The sequence below is a fragment of the Romboutsia sp. D33t1_170424_H2 genome (genome assembly GCF_015669105.1).
Lineage (GTDB): Bacteria > Bacillota > Clostridia > Peptostreptococcales > Peptostreptococcaceae > Romboutsia_C > Romboutsia_C hominis.
On record NZ_JADOZQ010000009.1, the window covers coordinates 40458 to 57910 of the forward strand.

Here is a 17453-nt window from a genome sequence, read left to right on the forward strand (position 1 = left end):
ACTAGTATATACTCTAAAACGTTCTATATTTCGCTTATTTCTATCAGATTTTTAACTCTTATATATTGGCTTTATTTTGACATTATATTTTTTATATCTTAGAATTATTAGTATCATAGTTTGATTTCAAATCACTTATATAAATTGGAGGTTTTTATTTTGTTAGTTATTACAAGAAAAAAGCGAGTTTTATACAACGTTACTATGGTACTTCTTTCGTTGTTAATTGCTAGTATTTTAATTATTCAATTAACTATAAGTATTAGCCCCAAAACCTCGTTAATTCTTTCAAATATAGAATTTTTCATATGGGTAATATTTGTTATAGATTATATAGCTAGATTTATTACTAGTGATAATAAGAAACTTTTTATAAAAAATAATATATTAGATTTAGTATCAATAATACCTTTTCATACAATATATATATATTTCTCAAACTTATGTAGTTTTCATGTTGGAAAATATATACTTTTACTGAAGTTAGTCATGGTACTAAGAATATTAGCTATAATAAAAAGAAGTAATAGCAATTTTTATCGTTTAATAAGAACCAATAACTTTAGTTATACTCTTTTTATAGCTGTTATAATAATACTCCTAAGCTCTATTTCTATTAGTTATTTTGAAAATTGGGATATTGGAGATTCTCTTTGGTGGAGTATAGTTACTGTTACAACAGTAGGATATGGATATATATGCCCTAAAACTTTTTGTGGTAGAATAATAGCATCGATTCTTATGATATTTGGTATAGGATTTATAGGTTCGCTTACTTCTACGCTATCTACATATTTTATTAAAAAGGAAAATATAAGACATCATCATAAAAAACATAAAAAACATCATTCTCTCCTTCAAGATAGCCTAAAGGATGTAGTTATTGGTGCTAGATTTAGTAAAGATGAATATAAAGACATGGTTATACTAGATATAGTAAATAGGTTGGAAAACTTCGATGATTTAAGTGAAGATGATATAAATACTATGTGTAATGTACTTTCTTCTTTAAAGAAAAAAAGCTAGAGCATAATTTTGCTCTAGCTTTTGATTTATCCTTGAGTTTTTTCGTATTCTGCTTTAGTTGCAGGTACTTTTATTTCTCCATTTTTAACTTTTTCTTTCATTTCATTAACATAGTTTAATACATCTTGTGGGATTAATCCATCTTTTTTCTCTACTATACCAACTCCACCTTGCTTAAGTCCGTATACTTTTTCTTCTCCACCTTTTAACTTACCTTCTACTAATTCTTTAACTGTATCATATACACCTACATTAACTTTCTTTAAAGCTGATGTTAATACATTTTTTGGTGCTAAATTACTTTGATCTCTATCTACTCCTATAGCGTACTTATCTTTCTCTTTAGCTGCTTCTATAGCACCTAATCCAGTAGCTCCTGCTGCTGATAATATTATATCTGTATTGTTTCCATACATTTGATTTGCTATTGATTTACCTTTAGCTGCATCTCCAAATGTACCTGCATATTGTACATTTATATTAGCATTTGGATTTGCAGTTTTTACTCCGTACTTAAATCCATTTTCAAATCTTGATATTATTTGGTTTTCCATACCACCTAAAAATCCTACATTATTAGTTTTAGTCATCTTACCTGCTACAAGACCTGCTAAGAATGTTGCTTCATTTTCTTTAAATAGTATTGGTGTTACATTTTTTGGGATATCATCATAAGTTTCATCGATTATTGCAAATTGTTGATCTGGATAACTTTCAGCTTCCTTCTTAATATCATCCTTCATAGTGTTTCCTACACCTATAACTAAGTCTACACCTTCATCTATGACACTTTCTATGTTTTGTATGTATTCTGATGCTTGTTTAGATTCTATAACTTTTACTTTTATACCTAATTCTTTTTCAGCTTGCTTAAGACCTTCATATGCTGATTGGTTGAATGATTCATCATTTATTCCTCCAACATCTGCTACCATACCTACTTTTATAGTTTCTTTTTCACCCTTAGCTGAATCTGAACCACATCCAACTAAACTTAATGATGCTACTATTATAGCTGTACTTAATGCTGTTATTTTTTTGAATTTCATATTTTTCCTCCTAGTGTATTTTTTCATATATGTCTATATTGCTTAGTATATCTAATTTATATTCTTAATTTATTGATTTTATAGTAGTGCAAATTTTAATATAAATACTATTGATAATATTATTAAGGATGTTTTTGCTTCATCTTTTTTTCCTGATAATAATTTTAATACTGTATAAGATATTATCCCAAACATTATCCCATCTGCAACACTATACGATAAAGGCATTACTATAAATGTTATAAATGCTGGTATTGCATCTGTTAAATCATCAAAGTTTATTCTAATTATAGAACTTGCCATCATAAACCCAACTAGTATAAGTACTGGAGCTGTAGCTTGAGCTGGTATTGATGTAAATAAAGGTGCAAAGAATAATGATATAAAAAATAGTATTGCTGTGACAATTGCAGTTAATCCAGTTCTACCACCTACGGCTATGCCAGCACCACTTTCTACTGTAGTAGCAAGTGTAGATGTCCCTAACACTGAAGATATAGTAGTTGAAACTGATTCAGCTAATAATGCTTTTTTTACCCCTGGCATATTTCCATTTTCATCTATTAAATTTGCTCTATCAGCTATACCTAATAAAAATCCTATAGAGTCAAACATATTTACAAATAAAAGAGTTAATACTATCACTAACATATCTAAGCTAAAAATATCTGATTTTCCTACTTCAAAAACTTTCATAAATACTGGTTGTATAGATGGTGGTACATCTATAACTCCTTGGGGCATAGGAACTATTGCAAATATCATACCTATTATTGATGTTATTATTATGGATATTAAGAATGCTCCATTTACTTTTCTTATTAATAATGTTGCAGCAATTATTAAGCCAACTATAGCAAGTATAACTGTTGGAGACTTTACATTTCCAAGAGATATAATTGCTCCACCTTGTTGGATTATTCCTGCATTAACAAATCCGATAAATGTTATAAATAAACCTATTCCAGCTGTTATAGCATGTTTTAAAACATCTGGCATACACTCTATTATTTTTTCTCTGACATTAGTTATTGTTAATAAAACAAATATGATACCTTCTATAAACATTGCACATAAAGCAAATTGCCAACTATATCCCATACCTAAAACTACTGTATAAGTAAAGAATGCATTTATACCCATACTTGGCGCTAATATTATTGGGTAATTAGCAAGTAATCCCATTATTAAGCATCCTATTGCCGATGCTATTGCCGTGGCTGTAAAAACAGCTCCCTTGTCCATACCCGCTTGTCCTAGTATTGTAGGATTTACAACTAATATATATGCAATTGTCATAAATGTAGTAATTCCTGCTAATACTTCTGTTTTAACATTTGAATTATTTTCGCTAAGCTTAAATATTTTTTCTAAAACATTAACTTTTCCTTGGTTATTTTTTACCGTATTTTTCATTTATACGCCTCCTATAATTAATATTTCAGAATCTTTTCAATTTTATATTATTTTTTATTTTATAATGTAATATTTTGTCGATAGTTTTATAAAAATAAAAGGCTTATAGCCTTTTATTTTTATAATGTAAAGTGTATATGAAGTAATTATATTATAATCTTATTCCCATTCTATAGTTCCTGGAGGCTTAGAAGTTATATCATAAACAACTCTATTTGCTCCATCAACTTCATTAACTATTCTATTTGATATTTTCTCTAAAACATCATATGGCATTTTATACCAATCAGAAGTCATTCCATCAGAAGATGTAACAGCTCTTAAACCTACTAAATAAGCATAAGTTCTTTCATCACCCATAACTCCAACAGTTTTAACATCTGGTAAAGTAGCGAATGCTTGCCATATTTCTTTGTATAATCCAGCCTTTTTTAATTCATCCATATATATAGCATCAGCTTCTCTTAAGATATCACATCTTTCTTTAGTAACTTCTCCTATAACTCTTATACCAAGACCTGGTCCTGGGAATGGATGTCTGAATATTAAAGCTTCATCTATTCCAAGTTCTAAACCTATTTTTCTAACTTCATCTTTGAATAATTCTCTTAATGGTTCTACTATTTGGAACTCTATATCTTCAGGTATTCCACCTACATTGTGGTGAGATTTTATAGTAGCAGCTTCTCCATGTCCACTTTCTACTACGTCTGGATATATAGTTCCTTGTACTAAGAAGTCCATTTTTCCTAGCTTTGAAGATTCTTCTTCGAATACTCTTATGAATTCTTCACCTATTATTTTTCTCTTAGCTTCTGGTTCAGTTATCCCTTTTAATTTTCCTAAGAATCTATCTTCACAATTTACTCTTATTAAGTTCATGTCAAACTTATCTCTGAATATTCTTTCTACATCGTCACCTTCATTTTTTCTAAGTAAACCATGGTCAACGAATACACAAGTTAAGTTATCTCCTATAGCTCTATGAACAAGTACTGCAGCAACTGATGAGTCAACTCCACCACTTAATGCACATAAAACTTTTTTATCTCCGATTGTTTCCTTTAATTCTTTTATTTTATCTGATATGAAAGAATCTGTTGTCCAATCTCCACTTACCTTACATACATTGTATAAGAAGTTTTTAAGAACCATATCTCCTTCTAAACAATGTTCAACTTCTGGATGGAATTGCACTCCATATAAGTTCAGTTCAGCATTTTCCATAGCTGCTACTGGACAATCAGCAGTGTAAGCTATTGACTTGAACCCTTCTGGTAAAACATCTATTAAGTCTGTATGACTCATCCATACTGTACTTGTAGTTATACCTTCAAATATAGCTGACTTTTCATAAGTTATTGATGTTTTTCCATACTCTTTTTCACTAGTATTTCCTTTTCTTACATTACCACCTAATATGTGAGCCATTACTTGTATACCATAGCATATTCCAAGTATTGGTACACCTATTTCAAATATTTCCTTAGCTATCTTAGGAGAATCTTCTAAATATGCACTATTAGGTCCTCCTGTAAATATTATACCCTTTGGATTTTTTTCTTTTATTTTCTCTATAGGAGTCGTATATGGTATTATTTCACAATATACGTTATTTTCTCTTACTCTTCTTGCTATTAATTGATTGTATTGACCTCCGAAGTCAACAACAAGTACTAATTCATGCTTCATATTATATCTCCCCTTGCATACTATAGTTTGGTGCTTCTTTGCTTATTGTTATATCATGTGGATGACTTTCTTTTAAAGATGCTGCTGTTATCTTAACAAATTGAGCATTATCTGCTAAATCTTTTAATGTAGGTGCTCCACAGTATCCCATACCAGCTCTTATTCCACCTATCATTTGGAATATTATATCTTCTGCTTTGCCTTTGTAAGGAACCATTCCTTCAACACCTTCTGGAACTAATTTCTTAGCATCATTTTGGAAATATCTATCCTTTGATCCTCTTTCCATTGCCCCTATAGAGCCCATTCCTCTATAAGTTTTGTATGATCTACCTCTATAAAGAACTGTTTCTCCTGGACTTTCTTCAGTTCCAGCAAACATTGATCCCATCATACATACTGCTGCTCCACCTGCTAATGCTTTAACTATATCTCCTGAGAATTTAATTCCTCCATCTGCTATTACAGGCACTCCATATTTTTTACCAACTTCTGCACAATCTATTACAGCTGTTAATTGTGGTACCCCTATACCTGCTACTACTCTTGTAGTACATATTGATCCTGGTCCTATACCAACCTTTACACAGTCTGCTCCAGCTTTTATTAAATCTTCTGTTGCTTCTGGTGTTGCTACATTTCCTGCTATAACTTGAAGCTGTGGATGAGCATTTTTTACTTTTTTAACTGCATCCATAACTCCCTTTGAATGTCCATGTGCACTATCTAATACTATAACATCTACATTAGCCTTAACTAATGCATCTACTCTATCTAATAAGTCTGCGCTTATTCCGACAGCTGCACCACATAAAAGTCTTCCATGAGCATCCTTAGCAGAATTTGGGTATTGTATTTTCTTTTCTATATCTTTTATAGTTATTAATCCTTTTAAACGACCTTCTTCGTCTACTATAGGTAGCTTTTCTATTTTATGCTTTTTAAGTATTTGTTGAGCTTCAACTAAATCGATTCCTTCCTTAGCCGTTACTAAGTTTTCTTTAGTCATAGCTTCCTCTATACTCTTAGTCATATCATCTTCAAATTTTATATCTCTGTTAGTTATTATTCCTATTAGCTTATTATTTTCATCTACTATAGGTACCCCAGAAATTTTATATCTAGCCATTATATCATCTGCATCTTGTATACAATGGTCTTTTGATAAGTAGAAAGGATCTACTATTACACCACTTTCACTTCTCTTTACTTTATCAACCTCTAATGCTTGTTCTTCTATTGACATATTTTTGTGTATTATTCCTATTCCACCTTGTCTAGCCATAGATATAGCCATTTTAGATTCAGTAACAGTATCCATTCCTGCACTCATTAGAGGAATATTTAATTTTATTTCTTTAGTTAAATAAGTCTCTAATTTAACATCTTTAGGTAATACCTCAGATTTTTGAGGAACTAATAAAACATCATCAAAAGTTAAGCCTTCTTTTAGTATAGTTGCCATGGTAGTTCTCCTCCCTTTATTTTTTATTTATACGAATTTTATTTCCATTTTTTTAATCATTTATTCGTGTTATAAATGTATACAAAAAAACCTGCATAATAACTTCATCTTACTTCTCATAAAAGTGAAATTACTATACAGGTTTCCAAAATATCTGTTCTAGCCAACCTGTAAGGATTTTAATCAGCCTACAAGTTTACTTTATATGATATTCTGTGATAATAATTTCACTCATAGTCAAGATATTTACGGTATCTCGGTAGAAACTCTCAGACCATATTTCTGAGTATATACGAGTGATGGTATGTATTCATTTATAAATAATTTCTTTAGGTTAAATCCTAATTTATCAAAATTTATTATTTATGTCAATATCTTTATATTAAATTCTTTATATATAATATTGTTTATTTCTAGAAGAATTTTTGTAAACGATATCCCGTAATTATCTGCTATTTTTATGCAATCTTCATACTCAGGTGTTACTTTTATTAAATTTCCTTTGTAGTACCCAAGCTTTACAGATACTTTACCATAAATAGTTTCGATTTTTCGAAATTCCCTTTTTAATGTCACTCTATTATACTTAGAATATCTCACTCCAAAAGTAGATGTTTCTTTTAGTAAATGTTCGGTTATTTTTTCTAAATCATCTTCTTTACATATAACCGATAATTTTACTGCTGGTCTATTCTTCTTCATATATATACTCTCAGTATATATATCTAGAGCTCCTTCTTGTAATATTTTATTGTATAAGTGCGAATATACCTCTGATGACATGTCGTCAATATTAGTAGTTATTTCATATACTATTTCCTGTTTTTTTTTATACCTAAAATACTTCTTAGCATATTTGGTACTTCAAACTTCTTATATCCTATTCCATACCCTACTTTATTCACTTCAAACTCTATATCATCTACAAAATCATTACATAATGCCTTTATTATACCTGCTCCTGTTGGAGTTGTGCATTCACCCTTCACATTATTTAACTTAACTGGTACACCTTTTAATATTTCTAATGTTGCTGGTGCTGGTACTGGCATAACACCATGGTCGCATTTTACAAATCCTGACCCAAGAGGAACAGTACTTGCATATATCTTATCTATACAAAGTAGATCTATTAAAATACATGAACCTACTATATCAACTATAGAATCTATTGCTCCCACTTCATGAAAGTGTATTTTATCTATAGTCGTTCCATGTACTTTAGCCTCAGCTTCACCTATTACAAGAAATACTTTCTTAGCCATTTCTTTTACCTTATCACTTAAGTAACTAGAATCTATAATTTCAAATATATCTACTAAATGCCTATGTGGATTATTTTCTTTAGTTATAACATCTACATTCGTTCCAAGTATTCCACTTTCATTTTTAGGTGTAATCTTAATTTCAAATTCTTCTTTTATATTTAGTTTATTAATTTCTTCTAAGAATATTTCTTTAGGCACCCCTAAATCTAACAAACTTGATATGGTCATATCTCCTGAAATACCATTAACCAAGTCTAAATAAAGTATTCTTTCTCCCATAATACAACTCCTTAACGTTAATTGCCGTTTCTAATCTAATTTATTTATCATAGATGCCAAGTATCCTGCACCAAATCCATTGTCTATATTTACTACTGATATTCCCGATGCACAACTATTTAACATAGTTAAAAGAGCTGATAAGCCATTAAAGTTTGCACCATACCCAACTGAAGTTGGAACTGCTATAACTGGTACATCTACAAGTCCTCCTACTACACTAGGTAAAGCACCTTCCATACCAGCAACTACTACTATTACCCTTGCACTCTGTAACTCTTCTGTCCTATATAACAGTCTATGTATTCCTGCCACACCTACATCATATATTCTCCCAACATCATTACCTAAGAACTTAGCAGTATGATATACTTCATCTGCTACTGGTATATCAGAAGTTCCACCTGTAACAACTAATATTTTTCCTTTTCCCTTATTTTCTATAGGATGATTGTTTATCTTTAGGATCTTGCATGTTTTATCATATTCACAATTATCATATATAGATTTGATTTTCTCATATGTTTCTAATCTACATCTAGTACCTAATATGTTAGATCCTTTTTCATACATCTTTTCTATAATACCTATTATTTGCTCATCATTTTTACCTTCACAGTAAATTACTTCTGGGTATCCATTTCTTATTTGCCTGTGATGATCTATATTGGCATACCCTAAATCTTCATAGGGTAGCTTTTTTAACTTATCTAACGCTTCTTCTATGTCTATATTATCATTTTTAAACTCACTTAATAACTCCCTTAAGTCCATAAACTACCCCTTTCACTTTATAATTTATACTTTAAATTATATCCGTATATATATTATTTTTCCATAATTATAATTCGTTCATTTGCTGTTATTTTTCATCCAAAAATAAGAACCATTATATTTAGCTTTCCATGTTAAATGGATTCAATTATTTTATTTATAGAATCAAAATTTATTTCCATTATCAAAGTACTTTCTTCTTTCTCGGTTATCAATCTGACTTAAATAAAGACTGTTGTGTAATACATAATCCTAATTTTATGTATGATGAAGATTGTATTCATAACCTACTTCATTTTAAATTATTTAATTTATCATTTTTATATGTGCTCATTTCTATTTCAAGCTAATTTGATTATTAATCTCTTTACTATTTACTCATTTGTAATCTATTGAATTTGATTATATAATGTACTTGTATATAGCTAAAGAAATGAGGTTTTTTATGAATACATCTAAATTATTTACAATAGAATCAAACCTGAGTAAAGAAGATTATAGGCATTTTCTGTACATATCAACATTTTTCAAAGATAAATTTGCTATTTTCAAGATGATTTTATTGCTTTTTTCTATATCTATGTTTTGTATATATAGTGAAGGCTCTTTCTCTTTAAAAAGTTTCTTTATTATATTTATATTATTATCATTTATATTTGTATCTCTGATACTTATTCGTATTGAATCAAGAATTAATAAAAGGATTAAAACTGATGCTACTGGGATATTTAATACTCAAGAAACATTAGATTTTTATAATGATTTTATAATAGTTAATAATTCAGTATTTGAAGGTGAAATAAAGATTAAATATAACCAGATTTATAAAGTATTTGAGTCTAATCATTACTTTATTACTTATTTTAATATTAATCAAGCTACATTAATAAATAAAACAAATCTAGATACTGATACTATAAATAATTTAAGAAATCTATATAAAGATAATTTAAAGGATAAATATATAAATCTAAAAATCTAGCATACATACACTTTACACATATAGTTCATTTGCAATAAAAATTTAATTAGCAAAAAGCTACCTCAATATTGAGGTAGCTTTTCATATTTTTGTAAATTATATTTACATCATTCCCGGCATTGCTCCACCCATTCCTGGCATTGGAGCATCATTTTCTGGAAGGTCTGCAACAGCAGCCTCAGTAGTTAAAAATACTCCAGCTATAGAAGAAGCATTTTGTAATGCACTTCTAGTAACTTTAGTTGGGTCAACTATACCAGTTTCTATCATATTTACATATCTTTCATTTAAAGCATCAAATCCGACTTCAGCATCTTCATTTATTACTTTTTGTATTATTACAGCACCTTCAAGACCTGCATTTATAGCTATTTGTCTTAATGGCTCTTCTAATGATTTTCTTATTATTTTAGCACCTAATTGTACTTCACCTTCTAGTGTCTCTATTAATTTATCTACAACTGGTATAACACTTACCAATGCAGTACCACCACCAGCAACTATACCTTCTTCTACAGCCGCTCTTGTAGCGTTAAGTGCATCTTCTATTCTTAATTTTCTTTCTTTCATTTCAACTTCTGTAGCAGCTCCAACCTTTATTACAGCTACTCCACCAGCAAGTTTAGCTAATCTTTCCATTAACTTTTCTGTATCAAATTCAGAAGTAGTTTCTTCTACTTGATGTTTTATTTGATTAACTCTGTTTTCTATAGCTACCTTATCACCAAATCCATCTACTATTGTAGTACTTTCTTTAGTAACTTTTACAGAACCAGCTCTACCTAACATAGTTAAGTCAGCTTCTTTTAAGTCATATCCTAATTCGTCAGATATAACAGTTCCTCCTGTAAGTATAGCTATATCTTCAAGCATTGCTTTTCTTCTATCTCCAAATCCTGGAGCTTTAACAGCAACAACTTCAAATGTTCCTCTTAATTTATTAACTACTAATGTAGATAATGCTTCTCCATCTACATCTTCAGCTATTATTAATAACTTCTTACCTTGTTGAACTATTTGCTCAAGAACTGGTAATATGTCTTGTATATTAGATATTTTTCTATCTGTTATTAATATATATGGATCATTTAATACAGCTTCCATCTTATCTACATCTGTTACCATGTAAGCAGATACAAATCCTCTATCAAATTGCATACCTTCAACAGCATCTAATTCTGTATGCATAGTTTTAGATTCTTCAACTGTTATAACTCCATCTTTTCCTACTATTTCCATAGCTTCTGCTATTAACTTACCAACTTCTTCGTCTCCAGCAGATATAGAAGCAACTTGAGATATAGATTCTTTAGTTTCTATAGTTCTTGATTGTTTCTTTAATTCTTCAACTGCTACTTCAACAGCTTTTTGTATACCTTTTCTTAATAATACTGGGTTAGCTCCAGCAGTTACGTTTTTTAGCCCTTCTCTTATTATAGCTTGAGCAAGTACTGTTGCAGTTGTAGTACCATCTCCAGCTACATCATTAGTCTTAGTGGCAACTTCTTTAACTAATTGAGCTCCCATATTTTCAAATCTATCTTCTAACTCTATTTCCTTAGCTATTGTAACACCATCATTAGTTATAAGAGGTGCACCAAATTTCTTATCTAATATAACATTTCTTCCTTTAGGTCCTAATGTAACCTTAACTGTATCTGCTAATTTGTTAACACCATTTTCTAAAGCTTTTCTTGAATCTTGTGCGAATTTTATTTCTTTAGCCATTTCTATCCCCTCCTATTATTATTCAACTACTGCTAGTATTTCACTTTGTCTTAATATTGTGTACTCTTGCCCATCTATTTTAACTTCTGTTCCTGCATATTTTTGGAATAAAACTTTATCTCCAACTTTTAATTCCATAACTATTTCTTTTCCGTCAACTATTCCACCTGGTCCTACTTCTAAAACTTCAGCCATTTGTGGCTTTTCTTTAGCAGCTCCTGGTAAAACTATACCACTTGCAGTTTTTTCTTCTGCTTCTAACATCTTAATAACTACTCTGTCAGCTAATGGTCTTATTTTCATATTTTTCCCTCCTAAATGAATTGTAAATATGTAAAAATTCTAATATTTGAAATATATTATAAACAAAATAATTGTTATCACTCTTTAGGTTAGAGTGCTAACAATTATTATAATATATTAACTTCCCATATTTTTCAATAGTTTTTGTTAAATTTTATAATATAGGCGAGAACAACCTAGCTATTGATTCTCTAACCTTTTTACCTAATTTTCGCTTAGAAAATTCCTCTAATGTTAACTCTTCACTATTATTTAAATCCTCAAAAAAATCTTTATTCATTCTTTCTACAATTTTTTTGTCATATATAAATGCATTTATTTCAAAATTAAGCATAAAACTTCTTAAATCCATATTTGCAGACCCTGTAGATGCTATTTTATCATCTATTGTCATTATCTTAGAATGTATAAATCCCTTTGTATATAAGTAGACTTTACCTCCTGACTTTAATATATCATCAAAGTATGAGTAAGAAGCATTGTTGACCATCTTATGATCAGCTATCTTCGGGAATACTATCCTTACATCAACTCCACTTAGAGCTGCACTTTTAAGTGCTATAAGTATACTTTCATCTGGTATAAAATAAGGAGTTTCTATATAAATACTTTTTTTAGCTTGGCAAATAGCTGAGAAATAAGCATATCGTATAGATTCCCAATCACTATCAGGTCCACTAGCTATTATTTGAACCATACTATTACCACATCTTTGAGGACTTGGGAAATATTTATCTTCTGTTATTATCTCTTTTGTTGTATAGTACCAATCTGTTAAGAATATCATTTGTAACATATACACTGAGGTTCCTTCTATTTTTATATGGGTATCTCTCCAGTATCCAAACTTTTTGTTCTTACCCATATATTCATCCCCTATATTTATTCCACCAGTGTATCCAATTTTCCCATCTATTATAGCTATCTTTCTATGATTTCTATAATTTAGCTTTCCACCTGTCAATGGAAATTTAGCTGGTAAGAATGCTACTATTTCTATTCCATTTTCCTTCATTTCATTAAAAAACTTTCTGTAAAACCAAAACCTCCAACATCCTACATCGTCATATAATATTCTTATCTTTACACCCTCATTGGATTTTTTGATTAATAAATCTTTTAATTCTCTTCCTATTTCACTATCTTTTATAATGAAGTACTCTAAATGTATATGATTTTTTGCATTTTTTATGTCTTCTAGAAGATTTTTAAATTTTTCATTTCCATCAATATATACACTTACTTTATTATTCGTCGTAAATGGAAGTTTTCCTGTATTAAGTAGTAAACTTATTACCCTTTTTTTGCTATAGTCTTCTATATTTTCATTTAATAATTGATTTGTATTAATTGTACTTTGTTCTATATTTGCAATTTCCTCTATTCGCTCTAGATTTTCAAATATCTTTCCTTCTCTTATACTACTTGCTAGCTTTTGTGTTTTAAATAATTTCCTCTTCCTCATATTTCTCCCTAATATAGCATATATAACTAAACCTATTCCTGGAAGTAATATAAAAATGAGTAACCATGTAACAGTTCTAGCAGGATCTCTATTCTCAAGTATTATTGACATAGAAATAATCGCCCCAACAATATATGATATGGTTAAGTAGCTTAAAAACAAAAAAACTCCAATACTCATAATTTCTACCTCATCTTTATCTGCCTATACCAAGCTCCCTTGCATAATAGAATAAATATTGTTGTGCAAACCCAGCCAAATTACCAAACTTATCAATAGCATAAGTTCTCATTTTAGGTAAGCTCATATCTTCACTTACATAAAATTCTTGCATAACTCTTTTTACCCATACATCAACAGGGAAAGTATCATACTTTTGCATTCCAAATAAAGCTATACAGTCCGCTACCTTTGGTCCTACTCCATTAAATTTTTTTAATTCTTTTATGCAATCATCAGTACTTAAACTTGTATATCCAGATATATTTTCATTATCTTTTATTACACTCTCAGTTGTACTTTTTATGTATTTATCTCTAAACCCAGTCTGACATGCTCTTATTTCTTCTTGCGAAGCTTTGTTTAATTCTTCTGGTGTTGGAAAAGCATAATAATCCTTACCTCTATAATTTCCAATATAAGTTCCATAATTTCTTGATAGATTTTCTATTGCTTTTTGTATCATTGGGATCCTATTATTAGAAGATATTATAAATGAAATCAACATTTCCCATCCATCTTGTTTTAATATCCTTATACCATAACCAAACTCAGATGCCTTATTTAAATGTTCATCCATGTTTTTTAAAGTATTTTTTATATCTGTGTAATTTGTTCCCAAATCAAAGTAATTATACCAAATCTCTTCAAAATCCTTTAAATTTGTATTATCTAAGTATATTTTATTGTCTTTTTCAGATACATTTATCACTCTACCTTTTGCAACTCCAGTATATGAGTTATCTGCTTCTTTATGCCATCTAAAGCATTGCCCACATTCAAATATATGCTTAGGATTAAAATCTGCTACACCTTCTAATATTACTGTATTATTTTCTTCATAAACCTTCATTTATATATACTCCTTTTTTATGATTATTCTTAATAATACTAATTTACCCATATTTTATATAAATTAAATCTTCTTATATTCTATCTATCAAATTTTTCCTAAAAATTCTAGAGTAGAATTTAAAATTTTTTTCTGATAAAATACAAAAGATATTATTTTTAGAAGGTGATTTCATATGAAAAATAGAGGAATATTTATTGCTATAGAGGGGCCTATCGGTGTTGGGAAAACTACTTTAGCAACTATACTTAATGAACATTTCGGTTATACTCTTCTTAGAGAAATTGTAGAAGAGAATCCTTTTTTATCAAAATTTTATACTGATATTAAAGAATATGCTTTACAAACAGAAGCATTTTTTCTATTTAATAGGGTAAAACAATTAGAAGATATAGAAAAAAATCAATTAAATAAGTCTCATGGAGTTGTTAGTGATTACCATATAATAAAAAATCTTATATTTGCTGGTATAACACTTGATAATAATCAATTCCATAGATATAAGCAAATGTACAATATATTTGTAAATGATTTGCCTCAACCAGATATAGTTATCTACTTAAACTCTAATACAGATGTCTTAATGAAAAGGATAGCTATGAGAGATAGAAGCTTTGAAAGACAAATGGATAGAAATTATATACATGAGCTAAGCACAGAATATAAATATTATTTTAACCCTTTATCTATAAAGCATAACTTTGTAGGTAAAGAGCCATTGATAATTGAAATAGATAATTCAAACCTAGATTTCTTAAATAAAGAAGAAGATAGACAATTTATAATAGATAAAGTAGAAAATGCAATAAAGGCATTAGAAGGAGAAACAGCATGTTTAATTTAGTAAATCAATGTAATAAGCCTCTAAATAGGGACTTATTCATAACAGTGGCAGGAAATGTTGGTGCAGGAAAATCAACTTTAACAAAGATAATTGGTGAAAAATTAAATTTTGAAACTCATTTTGAAAAGGTTGATGGAAATCCATACTTAGAGGATTTCTATAAAGATCAAAAAAAATGGGGATTCCACCTTCAGTTATATTTCTTAGCCCAAAGATTTAAACAACAAAAGGAAATAGACTGTAATGGGTTAAACAATATACAAGACAGAAGTATATATGAAGATGTAGAAATATTCGCTAGAAATTTATATGATAATGGGAAAATGACTAAAAGAGATTATATAACTTATAGGGATTTATTTAATGACATGGTTCCTCACCTTAGAAGACCTGACTTAATGATATACTTAGATGGTTCTATAGATACTATAGTTCATAGAATAGGGCTTAGGGGTCGTGAAATGGAAAAAGCCGTTGATATAGAATATTGGAAGAACCTTCACAACAGATATGAAAAATGGATAGCTGAATATGATCAGTCACCTGTGCTATATGTAAATATAGATAAGGTAGATTTAGTAAATAATCCAGAGCATGTAGATATGTTATGCCATGAAATAAAGAGAATTTTAGGAATGTAGTATAAACTACATTCCTTTTTATATGAACAATCTTTAATTCAGTATATATTTAAAGTAAACTATTTGATAATATTTTAATAATATTAGACAGTTACATTTTTCAAAAATATTAATACTATAAAAAATAATATTATTTTTATAGTATTAATATTTTAAAAGGTGAGGTGTTTTAAATGGAAGATTCTATTCAAATTATAGCAAGTAATAACTTACTTATAACTTTTTCAATTATTGCTATGACCGGTATTGTCTGCAGTAAATTAAGTGAATCATTAAAAATCCCTGATGTTGTTTTATTTTTACTAGCAGGTATTTTACTAGGACCTTATTTTCTTGAAATGATAGATCTTAGTTATTTTGAACTAGAAAAGCAACTTATCCTTACTTTCGGTTCTGCCTTCATACTTTATTTAGGTGGAAAAGAGATTAATTTAAAAATATTAAAAAATGTAAAAATAACTGTTTTTTTACTTTCTACATTAGGTGTTATTATTTCATCTATTTTAGTAAGTCAATTTGTAAAATTTAACTTTCAAATTCCTTTTATTACGGCTCTACTCATAGGTTCAATAATTTCATCTACTGACCCTGCTACATTAGTACCTATTTTTAATAAAATTAAAGTTAAAGATAAGGTGTCACAAACAGTTATAAGTGAATCGGCATTTAATGATGCTACAGGGGCTATTTTGACTTCTGCAATTGTTACCATTTTACTTTCTGGTAAGTTTTCTTTGACACAAAATATATGGGATTTATCCATAATGATTATTGTAGGTTCTTTAGTTGGTTGTATTACTGGTATTGTACTTTTAAAACTAGTCAATGATAAACCTTATGGTGTTTTTAAGGACTTTGCTCCAATAATATCTATCCTTTCAGTTATTATAGCTTATGAAATTGCAACTAAATTTGGTGGAAGTGGATATATGGCTTGCTTTATAGTTGGAATAATTACGGGTAATAAAAAAATTTCAAAATTTGGCTATCTCAAAAATCATACGATGCCGATTTTTATGTTGCTGAAACCCTCGGAACTTTATGTCGTATGGCTATATTCATTATTTTAGGTAGTCAAGTTGAATTAGTTGTATTATCAAAATATTTCCTACCATCATTATTGGTTGTTTTAGCATTTATTTTTATAATAAGACCAATCTGTATTCTAATATGTGCTCTCCCAGACAGAAAAGCAATTTGGACAAAAAAAGAATTGTTATTTATGATGTGGGTGAGAGAAACCGGAGTTATACCTGCTGCACTTTGCGGTATAATTTCTACTATGAAAATCCCTGGTTACGAAATAATCTCTTCTATCACATTTATGGCTATCCTAGTTACTTTAATAGTTCAAGGTAGTACAACTAAACTTCTAGCTAAAAAACTCGACTTATTGGAAGATACTTCTAATAATAAATCTCCTAACTTATAGTATTATTTGAGTGACTA

Annotated in this window: 17 protein-coding genes and 1 riboswitch; of the genes, 6 read left to right on the forward strand and 11 right to left on the reverse strand. The window is 29.1% G+C overall.

Features of this window, described 5'->3' with window-relative positions:
• The first annotated feature begins 159 nt into the window (after window positions 1–159).
• The gene (locus I4U66_RS10685) at window positions 160–1026 is read left to right on the forward strand and encodes a potassium channel family protein (RefSeq protein ID WP_092922034.1); all 867 of its coding nucleotides are present in this window, start codon (window positions 160–162) and stop codon (window positions 1024–1026) included.
• 26 nt (window positions 1027–1052) lie between these two features.
• Here I4U66_RS10685 and I4U66_RS10690 read toward each other — a convergent pair whose 3' ends face one another.
• From I4U66_RS10690 to larB, 7 genes are all read right to left on the reverse strand, one after another.
• Window positions 1053–2075 (reverse strand): BMP family lipoprotein, encoded by a 1023-nt coding sequence (locus I4U66_RS10690; RefSeq protein WP_092922031.1) that lies wholly within the window; start codon window positions 2073–2075, stop codon window positions 1053–1055.
• Between the two features lie 78 nt (window positions 2076–2153).
• Window positions 2154–3491, reverse strand: coding sequence for an NCS2 family permease (locus I4U66_RS10695; RefSeq protein ID WP_092922028.1), 1338 nt, complete (start codon window positions 3489–3491; stop codon window positions 2154–2156).
• Window positions 3492–3650: 159 nt separating this feature from the next.
• Window positions 3651–5183, reverse strand: coding sequence for a glutamine-hydrolyzing GMP synthase (gene guaA / locus I4U66_RS10700; RefSeq protein WP_092922026.1), 1533 nt, complete (start codon window positions 5181–5183; stop codon window positions 3651–3653).
• 1 nt (window position 5184) lies between these two features.
• Window positions 5185–6648 (reverse strand): IMP dehydrogenase, encoded by a 1464-nt coding sequence (gene guaB, locus I4U66_RS10705; protein WP_092922022.1) that lies wholly within the window; start codon window positions 6646–6648, stop codon window positions 5185–5187.
• A gap of 214 nt (window positions 6649–6862) precedes the next feature.
• A riboswitch (purine riboswitch) is annotated at window positions 6863–6964 on the reverse strand.
• Window positions 6965–7011: 47 nt separating this feature from the next.
• Window positions 7012–7431: a nickel insertion protein gene (gene larC / locus I4U66_RS14840; RefSeq protein WP_195238495.1), complete on the reverse strand. Its 420-nt coding sequence runs from the start codon at window positions 7429–7431 to the stop codon at window positions 7012–7014.
• A 29-nt stretch (window positions 7432–7460) separates the two neighbouring features.
• Complete coding sequence (locus I4U66_RS14845) at window positions 7461–8195, reverse strand: LarC family nickel insertion protein (RefSeq protein WP_195928862.1); 735 nt, start codon at window positions 8193–8195, stop codon at window positions 7461–7463.
• Window positions 8196–8225: 30 nt separating this feature from the next.
• Complete coding sequence (gene larB / locus I4U66_RS10720) at window positions 8226–8969, reverse strand: nickel pincer cofactor biosynthesis protein LarB (protein ID WP_166506087.1); 744 nt, start codon at window positions 8967–8969, stop codon at window positions 8226–8228.
• Window positions 8970–9414: 445 nt separating this feature from the next.
• Here larB and I4U66_RS10725 point away from each other — a divergent pair, with 445 nt between their 5' ends.
• On the forward strand, window positions 9415–9951 hold the full coding sequence (locus I4U66_RS10725) for a hypothetical protein (RefSeq protein ID WP_195238491.1): 537 nt from the start codon (window positions 9415–9417) through the stop codon (window positions 9949–9951).
• Window positions 9952–10053: 102 nt separating this feature from the next.
• Here the strand turns inward: I4U66_RS10725 and groL are convergent, their stop codons facing one another.
• The 4 genes from groL to I4U66_RS10745 all read right to left on the reverse strand — a co-directional run bounded on the left by groL (window position 10054) and on the right by I4U66_RS10745 (window position 14519).
• Entirely contained in the window at window positions 10054–11679 is a 1626-nt protein-coding gene (gene groL, locus I4U66_RS10730) for a chaperonin GroEL (protein ID WP_195238489.1), read from the reverse strand.
• Between the two features lie 18 nt (window positions 11680–11697).
• Entirely contained in the window at window positions 11698–11982 is a 285-nt protein-coding gene (locus I4U66_RS10735; RefSeq protein WP_092922004.1) for a co-chaperone GroES, read from the reverse strand.
• Between the two features lie 154 nt (window positions 11983–12136).
• On the reverse strand, window positions 12137–13627 hold the full coding sequence (gene cls, locus I4U66_RS10740) for a cardiolipin synthase (protein ID WP_195238487.1): 1491 nt from the start codon (window positions 13625–13627) through the stop codon (window positions 12137–12139).
• A 16-nt stretch (window positions 13628–13643) separates the two neighbouring features.
• Window positions 13644–14519 (reverse strand): DNA-3-methyladenine glycosylase family protein, encoded by an 876-nt coding sequence (locus I4U66_RS10745; protein WP_092921998.1) that lies wholly within the window; start codon window positions 14517–14519, stop codon window positions 13644–13646.
• Window positions 14520–14694: 175 nt separating this feature from the next.
• Here I4U66_RS10745 and I4U66_RS10750 point away from each other — a divergent pair, with 175 nt between their 5' ends.
• From I4U66_RS10750 to I4U66_RS14850, 4 genes are all read left to right on the forward strand, one after another.
• Complete coding sequence (locus I4U66_RS10750) at window positions 14695–15363, forward strand: deoxynucleoside kinase (protein WP_092921995.1); 669 nt, start codon at window positions 14695–14697, stop codon at window positions 15361–15363.
• A complete protein-coding gene (locus I4U66_RS10755) occupies window positions 15351–16004 on the forward strand; it encodes a deoxynucleoside kinase (RefSeq protein WP_092921992.1) in 654 nt (217 codons plus the stop codon). The genes I4U66_RS10750 and I4U66_RS10755 overlap by 13 nt, the downstream gene beginning before the upstream one ends.
• Before the next feature lie 173 nt (window positions 16005–16177).
• On the forward strand, window positions 16178–17074 hold the full coding sequence (locus tag I4U66_RS10760) for a cation:proton antiporter (RefSeq protein WP_271957228.1): 897 nt from the start codon (window positions 16178–16180) through the stop codon (window positions 17072–17074).
• Window positions 17053–17436 (forward strand): cation:proton antiporter domain-containing protein, encoded by a 384-nt coding sequence (locus I4U66_RS14850; protein ID WP_271957229.1) that lies wholly within the window; start codon window positions 17053–17055, stop codon window positions 17434–17436. Before I4U66_RS10760 ends, I4U66_RS14850 begins: the two co-directional genes overlap by 22 nt.
• Window positions 17437–17453: the final 17 nt, after the last annotated feature.